The sequence below is a fragment of the Arenibacter sp. F20364 genome (assembly GCF_023015905.1).
In the GTDB taxonomy this organism is placed as follows: Bacteria; Bacteroidota; Bacteroidia; order Flavobacteriales; family Flavobacteriaceae; genus Arenibacter.
Map to the genome: position 1 here is coordinate 46,075 of NZ_JALKBD010000008.1, position 19,712 is coordinate 65,786.

At 41.9% G+C, this 19,712-nt stretch carries 11 protein-coding genes; all 11 read left to right on the forward strand.

Features of this window, described 5'->3' with window-relative positions; translation table 11 throughout:
* Positions 1-21 precede the first annotated feature (21 nt).
* The 11 genes from MWU84_RS08345 to MWU84_RS08395 all read left to right on the forward strand — a co-directional run bounded on the left by MWU84_RS08345 (position 22) and on the right by MWU84_RS08395 (position 19,634).
* Positions 22-1,827 (forward strand): arylsulfatase, encoded by a 1,806-nt coding sequence (locus MWU84_RS08345; protein ID WP_246900547.1) that lies wholly within the window; start codon positions 22-24, stop codon positions 1,825-1,827.
* Between the two features lie 21 nt (positions 1,828-1,848).
* Entirely contained in the window at positions 1,849-3,339 is a 1,491-nt protein-coding gene (locus MWU84_RS08350; RefSeq protein ID WP_246900550.1) for a sulfatase, read from the forward strand.
* Between the two features lie 18 nt (positions 3,340-3,357).
* On the forward strand, positions 3,358-5,307 hold the full coding sequence (locus tag MWU84_RS08355; RefSeq protein WP_246900551.1) for a cellulase N-terminal Ig-like domain-containing protein: 1,950 nt from the start codon (positions 3,358-3,360) through the stop codon (positions 5,305-5,307).
* Between the two features lie 28 nt (positions 5,308-5,335).
* Complete coding sequence (locus MWU84_RS08360) at positions 5,336-6,481, forward strand: lactonase family protein (protein WP_246900552.1); 1,146 nt, start codon at positions 5,336-5,338, stop codon at positions 6,479-6,481.
* 356 nt (positions 6,482-6,837) lie between these two features.
* The gene (locus MWU84_RS08365) at positions 6,838-7,443 is read left to right on the forward strand and encodes an RNA polymerase sigma-70 factor (RefSeq protein WP_246900553.1); all 606 of its coding nucleotides are present in this window, start codon (positions 6,838-6,840) and stop codon (positions 7,441-7,443) included.
* 74 nt (positions 7,444-7,517) lie between these two features.
* Positions 7,518-8,651, forward strand: coding sequence for a FecR domain-containing protein (locus tag MWU84_RS08370; protein ID WP_246900554.1), 1,134 nt, complete (start codon positions 7,518-7,520; stop codon positions 8,649-8,651).
* A gap of 141 nt (positions 8,652-8,792) precedes the next feature.
* Entirely contained in the window at positions 8,793-12,179 is a 3,387-nt protein-coding gene (locus MWU84_RS08375) for a TonB-dependent receptor (RefSeq protein WP_246900555.1), read from the forward strand.
* A 4-nt stretch (positions 12,180-12,183) separates the two neighbouring features.
* On the forward strand, positions 12,184-13,854 hold the full coding sequence (locus MWU84_RS08380) for a RagB/SusD family nutrient uptake outer membrane protein (RefSeq protein WP_246900558.1): 1,671 nt from the start codon (positions 12,184-12,186) through the stop codon (positions 13,852-13,854).
* Positions 13,855-13,867: 13 nt separating this feature from the next.
* Positions 13,868-16,393: an alkaline phosphatase D family protein gene (locus tag MWU84_RS08385; protein ID WP_246900560.1), complete on the forward strand. Its 2,526-nt coding sequence runs from the start codon at positions 13,868-13,870 to the stop codon at positions 16,391-16,393.
* A 149-nt stretch (positions 16,394-16,542) separates the two neighbouring features.
* Positions 16,543-18,054 carry an arylsulfatase gene (locus MWU84_RS08390; protein ID WP_246900766.1) on the forward strand — a complete coding sequence of 504 codons (1,512 nt, stop codon included), beginning with the start codon at positions 16,543-16,545 and terminating at the stop codon, positions 18,052-18,054.
* A gap of 47 nt (positions 18,055-18,101) precedes the next feature.
* Positions 18,102-19,634, forward strand: a complete 1,533-nt coding sequence (locus MWU84_RS08395) for a sulfatase (protein ID WP_246900562.1) — start codon at positions 18,102-18,104, stop codon at positions 19,632-19,634.
* The last annotated feature ends 78 nt before the right edge of the window (positions 19,635-19,712 follow it).

Below are 19,712 nucleotides of genomic sequence, written 5' to 3' on the forward strand. Positions count from 1 at the left end.
AATTTGTAATAAACAGAAATTATGGTTACCGATATGAACCGGAATAATAGTAAGAAGTACTTCATTTGTGTATTGGCACTATTTGTACAGTTTGGGTTTTCACAACAATCAAAGCCCAATGTCATACTGGTGCTGACCGATGATCAGGGTATAGGCGATTTGGGCTGCCATGGCAACCCTTGGCTTAAAACGCCAAATATCGATGCCTTTTATAAAGACGCTGTGCGTATGACCGATTTTCATGTGAGTCCGGTCTGTACGCCAACCCGTGGGGCGATTATGACTGGTCGCTACCCAATCAATAATGGTGCTTGGGCTACTTACAAAGGCCGTGACGCCCTTTCGGAAGGGGCTACCACCATGGCCCGTTTATTTCAAAAAAATGGTTATCGAACGGGAATGTTCGGTAAATGGCATTTAGGGGACAATTATCCGGTACGACCAATAGATCTCGGTTTTGAGGTTGCCGTGCACCATAAGAGTGGAGGTGTTGGGGAATTGTCCGATTATTGGGGCAATACCTATTTCAACGATACCTATTTCGTCAATGAAGAACCAAAACGATTTGAAGGGTATTGCACCGATGTTTGGTTCGATGAGGCCATGAAATTTATCGAAGATACCGAAGAACCCTTTTTTATTTATTTGCCTACCAATGCACCCCACAGTCCGCATTATGTGGACGAAAAATACGCCGAACCCTACAAGTCTTTGGTGGGAACCGAAATACCCAATGCCGAGTTTTTTGGAATGATTGCCAACATAGACGAAAATTTCGGCAGGCTTGAAAAGTTCCTGAAAAAAAGAAAATTGGCTGACAACACCATTTTAATTTTTATGACCGACAATGGGGCGACCGCCGGATTTGACAGCAAGAGGAACCTAGGGTATAATATGGGCTTCAGAGGGCGAAAAGGGGATGAACTGGAAGGAGGGCACAGAGTGCCTTTTTTCATCCGATGGAAAGAGGGAAAGGTAACGGGAGGATGGGACATCAATGCAACTACAGCCCATGTAGATCTGATTCCCACCCTTGCGGGTTTGTGTGATATAGAAATTTCCGAGAAACTGAAGCTCGATGGCCTAGATTTTTCGCCCTTACTCCTGAAAAAGGACAACGAATTGGGTGAAAGAACGCTGTTCGTTCATAGCCGTCAAGATTGGCGACCACCCCATGATATCGCACAAACCTGTTTGATACTGGATAAGTGGCGCTTGGTGAACGGTACGGCCTTGTACGATATTGAAAATGACCGCCGACAAGAGAACGATATTGCCGCGCAGAATCCCGAATTGGTGCAACGACTGCTATCGAACAACAGCAACTTTTTGAATGAGGTAAAGACCAATACCGAGTATTATGAAGTTCCTACAGCGATTGTGGGCAATCCTAATCAAAAAGAAATAAAATTGACCATTCAACATGCCATTGGTGATGATAGTCCTATTTGGAAAAGCGAACAAGTGGCTGAAGGACTAAAGAACCAAAACAACAGACATGCTATCAACGTAGAGCAAGAGGGTACTTATCGCATATCCTGTAGAAGATGGCCTAAAGAATGTTCGGGCCCCATCCTTGGCGTGCCAAAACAAAACCCTAAAAATTGGTTCGAGTACAAACCCATTTCACCTAATAAGGCACGAATTCAGATTGCCAATCAAATTGTGGAAAAAGATATTAAGTTGGAAGAGGAAGAAGTGACCTTTGAAGTGTATCTGGAGAAAGGAAAAACATTTTTAGTAAATGACTTTATCGAAGGGGACGAAAAATATGGGGTATATTATACTTATGTTACCTTTTTGGAAAGCGGTAAAAACAATGATTGACAACCGAAAACAGAATAGATTATGATCATTAAAAAAGTAATAAACCTTGTGGTGTGCCTTCTTCCCTTTTTGGTATTGGCACAAGAGAAGCAACCGAATATTGTATGGATTTTCTCCGATGACCATTCATACCAAACTATAGGTGCCTATGGAGGAAGATTGCAGGGCCTAAACCCCACCCCGAACATTGATCAATTGGCAACTGAAGGAATGCGTTTCGACAAGGCTTATGTAGAGAATTCTATTTGTGCACCTAGTAGAGCGGCGTTACTTACTGGGAAAATGAGCCATAAGCATAAGAAGTTCGACAATACCAAGAAATCGGTTTTTGATCATGATCAACAGCAATTCCAAAAAATACTTCAGAAAAATGGGTACCAGACGGCCATGATCGGAAAGATTCATTTGCCAGGGAAAATGCAAGGTTTTGATTATTGGGAAGTGTTGCCCGGTCAAGGAAAATATTATCATCCTGATTTTATTACCGAAAATGGTGCAACCAATTATGAAGGGGAATATGTTACCGATGTGATTACCGATCGTTCCCTAAACTGGCTAAAAAACGGAAGGGATAAGAATAAACCCTTTATGATGATGGTGCATCATAAGGCCCCGCACCGTAATTGGGATCCTGCGGAGCGTTACATGACAAAATATGAAGATATAGATATTCCTGAACCCGATAACCTTTTTGATAATTATGATACCCGAGGTTCCGCGGCTCACAAACAGGAGATGGATATAGCAACGAGTATGAATTTGGATAGGGATCTTAAGGCTTCGGGCGAGATGTATGCCAATGATTTAAGATTTAGAGATCGCTATGAGAAAATTGCCACAGGACAGCTCAAGGGGAAGGAGCTTACCAAGTGGAAATATCAAACCTATATGAAAGACTACTTGCGCTGTATCTGGTCCGTAGATGAGAGTGTTGGGGAAATTGTCAAAGCCTTGAAAGAGCAGGGGCTGGATAAAAATACCATTGTGATCTACTCTTCTGATCAAGGCTTCTATATGGGTGAGCATGGATGGTTCGACAAGCGTTTTATGTATGAGGAATCGTTTCGCACGCCCTTGATCGTAAAATGGCCCGGTACAGTTAAAGCGGGAAGTGTAAATACCGATCTAGTTCAAAATATAGATTTTGCAGAAACTTTTTTGGATATGGCCAGAGCACCTATTCCCCATGATATGCAGGGCAAAAGCATTGTCCCACTGTTATTGGGAGAAACTCCCGATAATTGGCGAAAATCCTTGTATTACCATTACTACGAATACCCTGGTGCACATTCTGTACGCCGCCACGAAGGAATAGCCAATAAACGCTATAAACTCATACGTTTTTACGGAGAAGATGTTCCTGATGGGGAGGAATGGGAGTTCTACGATTTGGAGAACGATCCTGCTGAAATGAACAATGTTTATGGGTCGATACTTTTGTCCAGTACCATTTCAGAATTGAAAAGTGAGTTGACCCGGTTGCGGGTACAGTACCAGGTTACAAAACAATAATCATTTAAGTCTTAAATAATGAATTTAAAATCTGCCATAATTTATCTATGCTTATTTCTTGTCTATAACGTGGTAGGACAAGAAAGTTTAAACGGGAAGATGGTCTATAAGCCTTATGTAAACCAATTGGGTTACAACCTAGGGGAATCCAAACGTTTTGTTTGCTATGGGGCCCAAGATGGGACACCCTTTCAAATTGTTGATGACCAAAACTCTAAAATTGTTTTTGAAGGCCAAATGTTGAATCAAGAAGGGTGGTTCACGGAATTTGATCCAAAAGGGGATAGCCATGAATATCGCATAAAAGTCAAAGGTCATGGGGAGTCTGTTCCATTTTGGGTAGCGGACCATCTTTTGGAGACGGCATCCTCTAAATTGGCCTATGATTTTTTTGTGGATGCAAGAGGTTTTTCCGATTTAAACAATTACCAAATGAGTGAGGTCTACGGAGGTGGACCAACGCGTGATGGAGGTGCCTATGGCCTTGAAACTATTTTTGAAATATTGCAATACGCCAGTAATCCTGCCCTCTTCGATAACTGGAAAACGGAATTGGGTGATAAAAAGGTGTCCGATTTAATTGAGCTTATCCTTTGGCACGCCGAATTTGCTTATAGGCATTTAGATTATAATGGTCCGGTAAAGAACCGTCATGGGTCCTTGGGGTATCAGGGACACCCCAGAATGACCTACGATTATTGGAACACATTGGACCAATTAGCGGCTGTTTGTGCCGCTTATCACGCCTTCTTAAAACCATATTTACCAGAAGAAACCTATCAAAAATATAGGAAGGCCTGTTTGGATAATTGGGAAAAATATGACCGGCACAAAGTGGTACGGTTTTGGACCTACAGCACCAAATGGGTAGATCAAGGTTTTCAGGAATTTAATGAAATGGGTAATGCATACGGACAGTCGGTTTTTCGAAATTTGTTTATGTATTGGTGTGAAAAAAATGAGAAGGACGGCTCACCAACTAAATTCTTGCAATGGGCCCAATCTGGAGCAGAAGACATTATTGCCAATTGGGATTTTAACAATCCACGCCATATGTGGTGGATCCGCAATGCAGAACACATTACTCCCCAAGCCCTAGCTTATTTTATGATATTGCTGCCCGATAAAGCTCCGTCAGCTTCCAAAGATAAATTGGAGGCTTGGGCACTTCATATGAAACAAAGGACCAACAATTTTTGGAAATATCGCAAGCATAGTGAAACGGAATGGGCGCACCCAAAAACTAAGGAATTGGGTGGGGCTCCAGCCTTGGGAGGCTCAATGTTTGCAGTGGCCCACCTACTAAACGACCCTGAATTAAGGGCTATAGGATGGGCCCAGACCGATTTTGTTTTTGGGGTTAATCCGGTAGGGGCCCATTTAAGCAACAAAAGTGAGGACAGACTTAGAATTAACGGTTATTGGAAAGGCGTAGAAAATGGTTGGCCCCAATCTCACCCCCACGGATATGGGGAGTTGGGTGAAGTTAGGGGGACTTTGGATGGTTCTCCCTTGGACTCACAGTTTCCAATAGCGGGAATAGTGGAAGTTGTAAAAGGAGAAAATGAAGGCCAGGTTTTTGGAAAGAATGCCTATGCCACTGAAGGTTGGGGAATTTCCAACCGTGGTTGGCAAGCAACCTTGACCTTTTCAACCTTAGGGAGTCACAGCTTATGGGTGTTGGATGCCCACGGCAAGGAGCAACTGGAGAAAGCAAAGCCCGGGGAAACAATAATGGTGCAACTCAAGGCTGCCCTAAATTTAAATCCCGATAAAATGGAAAAAGGTTGGATATTGATCAATGACGGAAATGGACCCCGAAAAATGGAAGTATTGGAAACCGAGGTCAATTCTGGAATCTTTACCGCAGCCTATAAAATTCCCAAAAATATATCCGTATCTTTTTTAGAACTATCTTACGGGTATTTAGGCTTCGAAAAATCGCTTAAATTGAATATATTTAACTGAATCAAACTGAACCAATTCCATCAATATTATGAAACATACTTCCTGTTGCCCATTGTTTTTTATGCTGCTATTAATAACCATAGGGTGTAAAAACCAGCCTAAGAATACCGGTTCGGAGGGTCAACAACCAGTTCAAAAAGACGGCCTTAAACTCCTTGTAGGTACTTTTGCCGAGGGAGAGGAACAGGGCATCTATCAGGTCGACTTTAATACTGAAACGGGAGAGCTGACCAATAGGCAACATGTGGTCAAAGAGAACAAGCCTGGATATTTATATCTCTCCAAAGACGGGGAAAGGGTCTATTCTTCAAACGGAACCAAGCCAGGGAGTGTTTCGGCATTCCAATGGAACGAAGATAAATCGGCCTTGGAGAGAGTGGCCAACCGGCCCAGTATAGGGGATGGCGCCTGTTATATTGCGTTGAACTCCAATGAAAACCTCCTTGCCGCTGCCAATTATGCCTCTGGCGGTATAGTCTTATATCCCGTAAACGAAAAGGGAGCTGTTTTGGATGCCCCACAGGCGATACAACACACTGGCAATGGGCCTCATCCCAACCAAAACTCCGCACACGCCCACTGCGTAAAATTTTCGGATAATGGTGAATTTTTGTACGCTATAGATTTGGGTATAGATCAGATTTTGACGTATCCAATTGATTCTGAAAATAAATTGGGCAAAGCCGAGGTGGGTCTACAATTGGATCCCGGCGACGGTCCAAGACATCTTATTTTCCATCCGTCAAAGAATATGGCATTTGTAATCAACGAACTTTCCAGTACGGTAGTTTCTGCCACCATAGACCCCGCTACTGGACAATTTCAGCGGATTGATAAGCTAAGTACGCTTCCTACTGATTATGATGGAAAAAATGCCTGTGCGGACATTCATTTAAGTCCCAACGGAAAATTTCTCTATGCCTCCAATAGGGGTCACAATAGTTTAGCTATTTATTCTGTTTCTGACAGTGGGCATCTCAAACTTGTGACAATTGAATCTGTTCAGGGAGATTGGCCGCGGAATTTCACTTTATCTCCAGACGGGAAATTTTTATTGGTGGCCAATCAAAAATCCAACAATATTACCGTGTTTAAAGTCGATCAACAAACTGGGCTTCTAGAGTTTACAGGAACTGAAATAAGCATTTCACAACCCGTGTGTTTAAAGTTTTAGGCAAAGGCCCAATGTAACAAACCATGCCAAGAAGAACATAGAATCCCTAAGATAACTTTACTCGATAATCGAGATTATAATGCACCTACGCTTGCTTGCCCGAATCCATTCAGGCGGGCCTGACCGTTCCATTCAGGCGGGCGTCGAAATGTTATTAGTAGTTTCCTTCTGATGCCTCAAGGGCTTGCCCTGAGGTAATTGATTAAAAGCGAATTGCCCCATTAAGTACATTAAATACTGCATAGAACGATGGGTTGCAAATCTTTTTTTAACGCGTAAATTTTACATTTAATAAAAATGTGTATATTTAGCTGCTAAATACTCAGCTAGCTAAAGTTAAATTTGCGTAATCTATAATGGAGAAAGAGCTTATAAGTTCGGCCGATTTTCGCTTCCTTCAATTTAAGGAAGGTGATCGCCGTGCTTTTGAGTATTATTTTAAGGAATACTACAATAGTATCGTTGGGTTTAGTATTCAATTTATAGGCGATCAGGATAAAGCTAGAAGTGTGGCTCAAGATGCCTTCATTAAACTTTGGGAGAACAGGAAAAAAGTTCAAAAAACCAATGGAATTCAAGCCTTTTTGTACCGCTCGGTGAAAACTGATTGTTTAAATCTACTTAGACACAATAAGGTAGTACGCAAATATAAATCCAGGAAATTGCAGGAAAGGGAAAGCAATTTGCATGCTGAAATTTTGAATTCCATGAATTTTGATTCCGTTACCTTTTCGGAATTGGAAAGTCTTATTGAAAAATCAATAGCGGAATTACCGGACAAATGCAAACAGGTATTTGTAAAAAAGCGTTTTGAAAATAAGAAGAATAGAGAGATTGCCGAGGAACTTGGTATTACTATTAAAGCGGTAGAGGCCAATATTACAAGAGCTACGAAATTCCTTAAATTACGACTTGTAAACTACGTTATCACTATTTTGATTTATACTTTTTTGCGGTTTTAACAAAAAAAATCAAAAATCAATGTAGGGTAAAGTACTTCTAAGGTGTACTTAATTGGAACACAAAATTCCAGTTAATGGATCATCAGTTAATTTCAAAGTATCTTTTAGGAAATGCCACAGAAGAGGAAGTAGAACGAATCTTCCAATGGATAGATGATTCTCCCGAGAATAAAAGAGTCTTTATTCAATTTAAAAAGGCCTGGGCTTTGGGCGCCAAAAGTGATGAAGATGGCGAGAAAGCTTGGCGGGAATTGGACTCAAAACTGGGTGATAACAAGGGGAAGTCCGGGTTTACAGGACTTATAATGTATGCCGCTATCTTCGTACTTCTTGTTGGTACAGGGTATTTCTTTACACTTCAAAAATCAAATTCCAATCTACCGGTAATTGATAAAAACGCCATTACCTTGCAATTGGGCAACGGAAATATTCAGGTGATAACCGAGGATGGTGAACGTACCTTTTTGGACAAAAAAGGAAAACTGGTAGGAAAACAGAAAGGAAATGTTTTGAATTATAAGAGTGTAGCAAGTGACCTTACTACATTGTCACTTATTTATAATGAATTGACCATACCCTACGGGAAAACTTTTCAGTTAGTGTTGTCGGACGGCACCACAATTCATCTTAACTCCGGTAGTTCCATAAAATATCCCGTAAAATTTATTGAAGGAACAAAGAGGGAAGTTTTCCTTAAGGGTGAGGCCTTTTTTGACGTTACTAAAGATCCGAACAATCCTTTTGTAGTTAATGTAAATGACTTAAACGTCAGGGTTCTGGGAACTAAATTCAATGTTTCTTCATATCCTGAGGAGGAGAATATCAATACTGTGCTGGTTGAAGGGTCTGTTGCACTACATGGAAAAAATAAGGAGTTCAATTCTTCCAATACGGTTTTATTGGAGCCGGGAGAGAAAGGCGAATGGAACCAGGAATCTGAAAAAACATCCGTAACCAATGTGGATACAAAAATGTATACAAGTTGGGTGGAAGGAAGAATGGTCTTTAGGAACACCCCCTTTAAGATCATCAGAAAAAAATTGGAAAGGCACTATAATGTCTCCATTAAAAACAATAATGAAATATTGGAAGACAAGACTTATAACGCGGTATTCGATGTAGAAAGCATAGAACAGGTATTGCAAACCTTAAACGAAATTTATTCCATTGAATACAAAATTGATCAAAATGAAATAATCATCAACTAATCTTAACACCACTAAATATGAACTGAAACTTTCAAAACTAGGACAAACTCGACTAAAAAAAAACCAGAAAATGCTTGCGACATTTTCTGGCAAATTAAAGTGATTAAAATTTTTATTAACCACCAAACGTATTACTAAATTATGAAAAAAATTAACAAACCGAGGAATCGTAATGGTTGTTCATGGCGATTCGATTTAAAGATGAAATTAACAACACTATTTTTATTGGTTGCACTATTTCAAGTTAATGCAAGTACCTATTCCCAAAACACTAAAATAGACTTGAATCTCAATAACGTTAAGGTGCATGAAGTTCTCAATAAGATTGAATCCCTAACGGAATTTAAATTCTTTGTGGACACGAAGGAAGTGGATTTGGAAAGAACGGTTTCCATTAAGGTAAAAAGGGAAACAGTCTCGGAGATATTGAAGAAAGTATTTAGAGGAACCGATATTGTTTATAAGGTGTTGGACAAACAAATAGCCTTAAAACCAGGGGTAAAAGAAGAAGTTGATCAAAACAGTATCCAGAAGATAGGTATGCAACAACCTACTATTACTGGTACCGTTGTGGATAATACCGGGACACCTTTGCCTGGGGCCAACATTGTGGAAAAAGGAACCACGAATGGGGTAACAGCCGATTTTGACGGTAATTTTTCTATGGAAGTTGCAGATCTCAACGCTATTGTTGTAGTTTCCTATATTGGATTTTCCACTTTGGAAGTACCGATTGGTGGTGAGACAAATCTGAACATTACTTTAGAGGAGAGTGCTGCAGGGTTGGATGAGGTAGTTGTTGTAGGTTATGGTGTCCAAAAGAAGATTAACGTAATTGGCTCCATATCCCAAGTGTCCTCCGAGGATATAGAAAATAGGCCAGTAACACAGGCATCCCAAGCAATAACAGGACAGATGCCCGGAGTTACGGTAATCCAGAGGTCGGGAAGACCAGGACAGAGTGGAGGGGACATTAGTGTAAGAGGGGTTGGTTCCTTTGGTGCCACTCCAAATGCACTTGTTTTGATCGATGGAATTGCAGGTACCTTGAATGATATAAATCCAGACGATATTGCTTCGATCTCCGTTCTTAAGGATGCTTCCTCTGCAGCAATCTATGGAGCCAGATCTGCCAACGGGGTCATATTGATTACCACCAAAAGCGGAAGCAATAAAAAGTTTTCCGTTAGCTATAACAGTTATATTGGTGTCAATGAGGCCACGGAACTACCTGAATTTGCCAACTCTTGGGAATACGCGGAAATGTACAATATAGCTTCAGGAAGCAATAGTTTTAGTGCCGAGGACATTGAAAATTACAGGGCGCAAAACGATCCTGACAATTATCCGAATACCAGGTTCTTGGAAGATCTGTTTTCTAGAAGTGGAATACAGACCTCACATACCCTTACCATAAATGGGGGAGATGAAAGAAACAAATACTATGTTTCTGCAGGTATGCTGGACCAACAGGGCATTGTACCTAAAAATAGCTTTAATCGCTATAACTTTCGTATGAACCTAAATAACAAGTTAGGTGAAAAATTTGAACTTAACAGTAGATTTTTTGGCGCTTTGGAAGAACGAAAAGAGCCTCAGGCCACTGCGAATAAAGGAGGTGGATTTTTGGATCAACTTGTTCAAAATGCAGTGCGTTATCCAGCAACTTTTTTAGGTCAGGATTCTCAAGGAAATTACGGAATAGGACCTGAAAGTGGTGGGACTCCCGTAGCTTGGTTGGATTCCAAGTCATATTTAACCAATCCAACAACAAGGGTCGGGGTAAATGTGAAATTGGATTGGAAGCCTTCTGATGATTTGGTGTTTTCCGCGATCGGAGGGTATAATTTTACGCTTTATGAAGAGCGTTCGTACTTAGCCTCCCAAAGATTAAACGAGGATGTATTTTTAGGGCAGTCGTACCTAAACCAACAGAGCAACAAAACTATTTTTAAGACCATGCAGTTTACCGGGGAGTACACCAAAGAGTTTGGGTCTCATGATTTTAGCTTGTTGGCAGGATATTCCTTTGAAAATGAGGAACTATCCCTTTTCAATGGTTATCGTCAAGATTTTGCGAGTAATGATTATACCGTCATGGATCTTGGTAGTGCCGAAAATCAGCAATCTGGAGGCTATGATGCGGAATGGGCCTTACAATCCTTTTTCTCCCGGTTAAAGTACAGTATTGACCAAAAATATCTTTTTGAGGCTACCATGCGTTATGATGGTTCATCGCGCTTTCCGGAAAATAATAAATACGCATTTTTTCCATCCGCTGCCGTGGGATGGCGTGTATCCCAAGAATCGTTTATGGATGATGTTTCTTGGATATCCAATTTAAAAGTAAAGGCCTCTTGGGGTATATTAGGAAATCAGAATATAGGTAACTATCCCTATCAAACGGTTTTGGCTTCCGGAAGGGACTATTCCTTGGGTGGAGGTCTTGCCACTGGGGCGGCCTATGCCAATTACAAGGATGCCAATATAAAATGGGAGTCTACAGAAACCACGGATATAGGACTCGAAACCGGTTTTTTTGACGGGAAAGTAACTTTTAATGCCACCTATTTCAATAGAAATACAACAGACGTGCTATTTAAGCCTTCTGCAAGTGTATCCTCGGTCTTGGGAGTTGGCATAAGTGAAACCAATACCGGAGAAGTTAAAAATACCGGATGGGAATTTGACCTGGGCCATCGCGGAAAAGCTGGAGATTTTGGATATTCCATCAACACCAATTTTTCTATCATCAACAACGAGGTTATCACCTTGGGTCTAGGTAATGTAGAACAGCCCAATGGCTTTGTAGGTAATGGTTCCGACCTGTTTATTGGATACCCCATGCAGATGTACTACGGTTATAAGGCAGATGGGGTATTTTTAAATGATGGGGAAGTGGATAGCTGGCCAGATATGTCGGCGGTAAATCCTACAGCACAGGCCGGTGATTTTAGGTACAAGGATATCAGTGGCCCGGACGGAGTTCCGGACGGCAAGGTAGATCCAACATATGACCGCACCTACTTGGGAAGCCGTATACCAAAATATACTTTTGGCGCCAATCTAGGTATTAACTATAAAAATTTCGATCTGTCTGTTTTACTACAGGGAACGGCAGAGGTAAAAGGGCAATTGACCGGTTACGCAGGGAATGCTTTCTTTAATTTAGGAAATATACAGCGTTGGCAAATGGACGGTAGGTTCGATCCTAACAACCCCGTACGGTACCCGGATTATCCTAGATTGGAAGTTTTGACCAACAGTGGATCGGCCAATACGGAAACATCCGATTTTTGGGTCATTGATTCAGGGTATTTACGTGTAAAGAATATTCAGCTCGGGTATAATTTTCCAAATTCTTTGACCGATGTCCTGAGTATAGACAGTTTAAGGTGCTATTTAGGGGCAGAGAACCTGCATTCTTTTAATTCCTATAGAAAGGGATGGGATCCTGAAATAATTGGAGGCGGAGCTTATTATCCCATATTAACTACCTACACTTTTGGTATAAACCTAAAATTTTAAGATCATGATCAAATTATATAACAAAAAGTCATCTAAACCCGGGTTCCTAGGTTTTCTTCTGCTGGGGATCCTATCCTTGGGAACAGTTATTTCCTGCGATAAGGAATTGGAGCAATTTCCCAGCAACGCTTTTGCTGCAGATAATTTCTGGACATCCGAGTCCAATGCCAATATAGCGCTTACAGGTGCTTATAGAGGGGCTGTGGAATACGGCACACAGGTGGTTCCCTCCGACTGGTGGACCTACTGCGGTATCGTATTCATGGAATTTGCCACAGATAACGCCTATGATCGTAGAGGTGATAACTCAACCCAGAATCGATTGACGAACGGAACGCTTTTGCCCAATAACAATGTTATAAACGGATATTGGCAAGGCTCCTACAAGAGGATCGCTATTTGCAACGATTTCTTGGAAAATATTGACAAGGTGGATATGGAACAGGCCAAAATAGATAGAATGAAGGCCGAAGTTCAGTTTCTAAGGGCCACACAATATTTTTACCTTTCACAGTTTTGGGGCAGTGCTCCTTTGGTAACCTCTACCTTGACGCCAGATGAGGCCAATAATGTGGATAAGGCTTCTAAAACGGAATTGGTGACTTTTGTAGAGAATGAGCTTAAGGCCGCTACCGCAGCGCTTCCGACATTCGGGGAACTGAAAGCAGGGGAAGCCGGTAGGGCAAGTAAACAAGCGGCGCTTGCTTTTCTGGGAAGGTTGTATCTCGGGGAGAAGAATTTTCCGGAGGCTTCCACAACGTACAAACAGATCATAGATATGGGTGACAATATTATTGACCCAGATTACCAATCGCTTTTTATTCCTGCTAATGAGGGCAGTAGTGAAAATATATTTAGTTCGCAGTATTTTGGTGGGCAGGCAGGAAATGCCCTACCCCAGCATGCCTATCCGGCGGTTTCCTCGGGTTGGCATATCGTAAACCCTTTGGGAAGTCTAGCGGATGCCTACGGTTTTGACGATGGAACTCCATTGTCCTATGATGATCCAAAATTCGACTATGATGACATGGGAGCCAATAGGGACCCAAGATTTAGATATAACCTTATATGGGATGGTGCCACATTCGCAGGTAGGATCTATGATTGTCATCCAGACTCTTCTGGATCTGTAGATCAATTAACTTATTCCAAGCAGGCAACCAGAACAGGTTACGGTCTGCGCAAGTTTTTTGATGAATCCTTTAGTGGTAACTTAAGGACGGATTATGGTGGAAATATTCCAATCATCAGATACGCGGAAGTATTATTGAGTTATTTGGAGGCCGAGCTCGAAGCTGGCAATGCCATTACCCAACAATTATTGGACGAGACCATCAATGCCGTTAGGGGTAGGGCCTCAGTAGGATTGCCTCCTATTACCGAAACCAATGCAGCGGCCTTAAGACCTATTTTAAGAAATGAAAGAAGAATTGAGTTGGCCTTGGAAGGACAACGTTTATGGGATATCTTTAGATGGGGGATTGGTGATGAAGTGTTAGTAGGGGATTTTTGGGGGGCACCATTCCCCAATTCAACACTTTATCCAACAACTTCCAAGAAAATAGACCCACAATTTAGGTGGTATGTTACCACTAAAGATTTCAGGGAAGGTGTGGATGACGTTTGGCCAATTCCAGAATCGGAAGTCAACGTAAATCCTAAATTAGGAAATTAATCATTTTCGTAAAATGGTCTTAAAAAGAAGAAAATTTATTCAAAAAGTAGGGTTGGCAATTCCAATAATTGCCAACCCATTTACTAATGTTTTTGCTCAGAGCGGTGCGATAAAGGAAAATGCAAACAATAGGTTGGTAGGACCCAAAGACTTCAGTTTTACAAAATTGAACGATAGGGTCTGGATCGGAAAAGATTTCTGGAGTATTCCCATGGAAGACTGGGAAATTAAAAACAAACGACTGGAGTTTAAAGGGGCTATGAGAAACGCCCGTTTACATCTACTGACATATGTGCTTAAAAAGGACCAGGGAGATTTTAGGGTCAAAAGCAGTCTAGGGCTACTAAAAAACAATGCTGATAAAGGTTCCGTCGGATTTACCATTGGCATAAAGGATACTACGGATCCCAAAAGTGTAAAAGCGGCCTGTTATTTTGGGGAAGGTGTGTCAGCAGGTATTTCTTTGGATGGCAAAATATTTATGGCCAACAATGAAACGCCACTTCCCGAAAATTTTGATTATAACAATTTTGACATGGAGTTGGAGGCCTCTCCAAAAAATGGGGGTTATGAGTGTACCTTGACGGTGGTGGACAACAACGGTCTAAAAGGGGAATTGACTTATAATCACTCCGGAGAAATGGAAGGTTTGGTAGCCTTGGAGCAAAACATCCAAGAAAAGGATGGGAGTACATTTTGGTCCAAATCCATTTCCCTTAAGGGCAATAAAATAGAATACATCCCGGACAATAGTTTTGGGCCAATTCTTTGGGCAATGTACACCCTTTCCAAGGGGACATTAAAATTAACGGCCCAGCTTCCCCCTATTGGAAATAAGGATTCTAAAAAGGTGGAGCTTCAATTTCTAAAGAATGGCAAATGGGTGAAGGAAGGTAAAATGGAAATAGATACCATATCATTTACCACCATTTTCACTATCAACGAATGGAATTCAGATGAGGATATTAAATATCGCCTGATGTATTCCATGGATAAGGAAAAGCAATACTATGATGGGGTAATCAGGGAAGAGCCCGCCGACAGACCACTGCGATTTGGTGGATTAACATGTCAGGAATGGGCAGGATATCCTTATCGGCCATTGGTGGAAAACCTGGAGAAATCCAACCCTGATATGCTGTATTTTTCCGGAGATCAGTTATATGAGGGCAATGGGGGATATCCCATTAAAAGACAGCCAGAGGATAGCGCTATATTAAACTATCTTGGTAAGTGGTATATGTTTGGTTGGGCATTTGGAAATATTATGCGGGACAGACCTACCATTTGCACCCCGGATGACCACGATGTATATCAAGGTAATTTGTGGGGAGAAGGAGGCGAAGGAATCTCCTTTGAGGAATGGGAAAAAGTAAGGGATGCCCATGGAGGATTGGTGCAAACCCCAAAAATGGTAAATGTGGTTTACCGCACTCAATGTGGCCACCTGCCAGATCCTTATGATCCAACGCCCCTGCCATCGGGTATCACTAATTGGTATACCCAAATGGTTTATGGCAAAGTAAGTTTCGCTATTGTGAGCGACAGATTGTTTAAGTCCGGTCCGCAGAAGCTAAGGAGTGGGGAAGGTAGGATAGATCATCTTACTGCACCGGCAAAACCGGAGGAACTTGATTCCAAAGGCCTGAACTTTTTTGGAAATCGGCAAATGGAGTTTTTAAATGGCTGGATACAAGATTGGCAAGATGCTAATATGAAGGTACTGTTAAGTCAGACTTTATTTTCCAACGTAGGTACACATCATGGCCCTAAAAAGCAATTCTTATTCGGTGATTTGGACTCGGGAGGTTGGCCTAAATCCAAAAGGGATGAGGTAATACGGACAATTAGGAAGGCCAGTGCCTTCCACATCAACGGTGATCAACATCTGCCTTTTATGGTGCAATATAGTGTGGATGAAGTGCGGGATGGGGGCTGGACCTTCTGTACCCCGGCTATTTCAACGGGCTATCCAAGATGGGGACAGCCAGATTCGGTCAACGTACCTTTCACGGATAGACCGGCACATGGTTTGCCCAATACGGGTTGTTATCGCGATGGTTTTGGAAATACTAATTATATATATGCCGTTGGGAATCCGACCGATGATTTTGACTTAGAAAAAAATAGATACTTAAAGGCTCAGAAAAAGGCATCCGGTTTTGGCATAGTTACTTTTGATACTAGAGCTAGGACAATAAAAATGGAAGCGATTCGGTTTTTGGCGGACCTTGATGTGGAATCGGATGAAAATACTTATCCCGGTTGGCCATTGACCATTGGCCAAGATGATAACGATGGCAGAAGGGCCCTGGGCTACCTGCCGAGATTACAGCTTAAGGAATCCAACCAAGTGGTCAAGATTATTAATGAGGAGACCGGTGAAATAGTAAAATCGGTAAGAGTTAAGGGAAACGAGTACGTTCCTGCAGTATTCTCTTTGGCGAAGTACACCTTGGTCATAGGGGAAGGCCAAAACGAAAGGGTCTTTAAAGAAGTAGTAATAAGTACGGACCCTAAACAAGTTATGGAGGTTTAGACCAAATTAAAAATATGTAGTAAGATGCGACCCAAAAAATAGAAGGGTTGTACCTTACGAACTGCTAAAACCAAAATCAGTTAATATGCTATTAGAATATGAAAATTATTAGAAAGAATTTGTTCCAAACCGCTCTGGTTGTTTTGCTTATGGTAGGATGCAAGTCCAAGGCAGAAAAAGAGGTCGCCGTTGTAGAGAATTCAAAAAAACCGAACATTGTCTTTATTTATATGGATGATCTGGGCTATGGGGATATGAGTGCCTATGGCGCCACCGAGATCAGCACGCCCAATATGGATGCCCTGGCAATGGGCGGAGTGCAGTTTACCAACGGTTATGCCTCCTCTGCCACCTGTACCCCCAGTAGGTATGCCATACTAACGGGCAGGTATCCTTGGCGTAACAAGGATGCTAAAATATTGCCTGGAACAGCTCCTTTGATTATAGACACGGCACAAATGACTGTGCCCAAAATGTTGCAGGGAGAAGGATATGCCACTGGTATTGTGGGGAAATGGCACTTGGGTCTAGGTAGTGGCATGGTGAATTGGAACGAAAGGGTATCTCCGGGGCCCAATGAAGTAGGTTTTGATTATTCCTATATTCTGGCAGCAACCCAAGACAGGGTGCCAACGGTGTATATTGCCGATGGTCATGTGGATGGTTTGGACCCTAACGACCCAATAGAAGTTAGCTATGATAAAAATTTTGAAGGTGAGCCTACGGGATTGGACAATCCTGAACTAACCACCATGAAATGGCATCATGGCCACAATAACAGTATAGTGAACGGAGTGCCGCGAATAGGCTTTATGAAAGGTGGGGAGGCTGCCAAATGGAGCGATGTGGATATGGCCGACCATTTTCTGGCCAAGGCTCAAAATTATGTGAAAGAGCATAAAAGCGAACCTTTCTTTCTTTATTATGCCTTACAGCAGCCACATGTACCACGTACACCGCATCCACGTTTTGTCGGAAAATCTGGAATGGGCCCAAGAGGAGACGTTATTTTGGAAGCCGATTGGATGATAGGGGAGTTTATGAAGACTTTGGAAGACGAAGGAATCCTTGAGAATACTTTGATCGTCTTTTCCAGTGATAACGGTCCTGTTGTGAATGATGGCTACTATGACGACTCTGAGGAAAAACTGGGCAATCATACCCCTGCAGGAATTTTAAGGGGAGGTAAATATAGTTTGTTCGATGCCGGTACAAGGGTTCCCTTTATCACTTATTGGAAGGGTACTATAGCCCCTAGCAAGTCAAATGCCTTGGTATGTCAACTAGACCTGCTCACCTCCATGGCAGCCTTGGTCGGAAGCGATAAAACAGGGGAGGACAGCGAGAATCTTTTGGATGCTTTTCTAGGCAAGTCTACAGATGGAAGGGAAGAGTTGGTTTTGGAGGCAACTTCTAGAACAGCCTTTAGAAAGGGCAATTGGGCTATGATTCCACCTTACAAGGGAGCGGCGATAAACAAACAGGTAAATATTGAGTTGGGCAATGCTGAGGAATATCAACTTTATAATTTGGAGAAAGATCCTAGTCAAAAGGAGAATTTGGCGAAGTCCAATCCAGAAAAACTTCAGGAATTAGTTGCGGATTTTAAAAAAATTAGAGGTAATGGGAATGAGGGTGTCCAAGAATTGGAGTTGAAGTAAACTGTTTAATGTTTCCAACCCATAATGTTAAGATAAAAAACCGAATCATGAAATCACCAAGCTTTTACCCATTGTTAATTGGAACTTTGTTCTTTGCCCTCTTAATCAATGCCCAAGCAACAGGTGAAAGACCCAATATTCTTTTTTGCATTGCGGATGATGCCTCCATGAAGAGTTTTGGCGCATATGGCGATACCTTTGTCAATACACCATCAATCGATAGCATTGCTAGGGACGGAGTTGTGTTTAACAATGCCTATAACGGCAATCCAAAATGTTCTCCTGCCAGGGCATGTATACTCACGGGGAAATATAGTTGGCAGCTCAAGGAGGCAGCCGACCACAATGGTCGTTTTCCTTCCGAGTTTAGGACGTATCCCCAATTACTGTCAGAGGTGGGGTACGATGTTGGTTTTACTGGTAAGGGATGGGGGCCAGGGGTGTACGATACTGCAGACAATCCCGCTGGTCCGGAATACAGCAGTATAAAACTAATACCTCCTTATAAGGCTATCAGTGATGTAGACTATGCTGCAAATTTTGAATATTTTTTGAATAAAAAGGATCCAAATACGCCATTCTGTTTTTGGTTGGGGGCCAAGGAACCCCATAGGGCATATGAACTGGATTCTTGGAAAAAAGCAGGGCGACAATTGAAGGAAGCAACTGTTCCGCCCTTTTATCCAGATAACGATATTGTCCGTGGAGACTTGTTGGATTATGCCAATGAGGTGGAATGGTTTGATACCCAAGTGGGCAGGGCCATAAAAATACTTGAGGAAAAAGATTTGCTGAAGAATACCATGATCGTAATTACTTCAGATCACGGGATGCCCTTCCCAAGGGTAAAGGGGCAAATTTATGAAGAGGGTTTTCATATTCCCTTGATCGTTTATTGGAAAGGTAAAATATTGCCTGGCCGTACCGTGAACGATTTTGTCAGCTTTTCAGATTTGGCGCCTACCTTTATGGAGGTAGTAGGGGCAGAACCACATCCCCAAATGACAGGGGGAAGTCTTGTGAAACAATTGCTATCGCCAAATTCTGGACAATTGGATCCAACACGGGACCATGTTTTGTTAGGCAAGGAACGTCATGATGTAGGTCGTTCCAATCAGGACGGCACAGATTTGGCCTATCCTGTCCGTGCCATACGTAATGATTCCATGTTATACGTTCACAATATAAAACCGGAAAGATGGCCGGTCGGAAACCCCGAATTCGGGTATTTAAATTGCGATGGTTCTCCGACCAAAAGTTATCTTACCAACTTAAAACAGGGAGATAGGGAATATTTCCTTTTTGAGATGAATTTTGACAAAAGACCGGAACATGAGCTGTACAACATCCAAAAGGACCCACATTGCATTACAAATTTGGCTAATCTTCCAGAGTATGCTGTTCAAGTTAAAGAACTCCGATTTCAAATGGAATCAGAGCTTAGGGCGCAGGGCGATCCCCGCACCTTGGGCAATGGGGATGTTTTTGACAATTATATCTATTACGGAAAGAGATTGGATTATAGTACGGGCCAGCGCATAAACGCAATTAAATATACAAAGCAGGGAACCGACAAGTAAATAGTATGAAATAAACCATTTTTAATACTTTACGATATCTTTATCACTTATGGTAACCTATTAAATACAGGAGTTTTA

What these genes read in the sequence shown, in the direction of transcription:
- MWU84_RS08365 (WP_246900553.1), top strand. Translation starts at nt 6,838, where the DNA reads ATGGAGAAAGAGCTTATAAGTTCGGCCGATTTTCGCTTCCTTCAATTT.
- MWU84_RS08375 (WP_246900555.1), top strand. Translation starts at nt 8,793, where the DNA reads ATGAAAAAAATTAACAAACCGAGGAATCGTAATGGTTGTTCATGGCGA.
- MWU84_RS08390 (WP_246900766.1), top strand. Translation starts at nt 16,543, where the DNA reads ATGGTAGGATGCAAGTCCAAGGCAGAAAAAGAGGTCGCCGTTGTAGAG.
- MWU84_RS08395 (WP_246900562.1), top strand. Translation starts at nt 18,102, where the DNA reads ATGAAATCACCAAGCTTTTACCCATTGTTAATTGGAACTTTGTTCTTT.
- MWU84_RS08360 (WP_246900552.1), top strand. Translation starts at nt 5,336, where the DNA reads ATGAAACATACTTCCTGTTGCCCATTGTTTTTTATGCTGCTATTAATA.
- MWU84_RS08355 (WP_246900551.1), top strand. Translation starts at nt 3,358, where the DNA reads ATGAATTTAAAATCTGCCATAATTTATCTATGCTTATTTCTTGTCTAT.
- MWU84_RS08385 (WP_246900560.1), top strand. Translation starts at nt 13,868, where the DNA reads ATGGTCTTAAAAAGAAGAAAATTTATTCAAAAAGTAGGGTTGGCAATT.
- MWU84_RS08380 (WP_246900558.1), top strand. Translation starts at nt 12,184, where the DNA reads ATGATCAAATTATATAACAAAAAGTCATCTAAACCCGGGTTCCTAGGT.
- MWU84_RS08350 (WP_246900550.1), top strand. Translation starts at nt 1,849, where the DNA reads ATGATCATTAAAAAAGTAATAAACCTTGTGGTGTGCCTTCTTCCCTTT.
- MWU84_RS08370 (WP_246900554.1), top strand. Translation starts at nt 7,518, where the DNA reads ATGGATCATCAGTTAATTTCAAAGTATCTTTTAGGAAATGCCACAGAA.
- MWU84_RS08345 (WP_246900547.1), top strand. Translation starts at nt 22, where the DNA reads ATGGTTACCGATATGAACCGGAATAATAGTAAGAAGTACTTCATTTGT.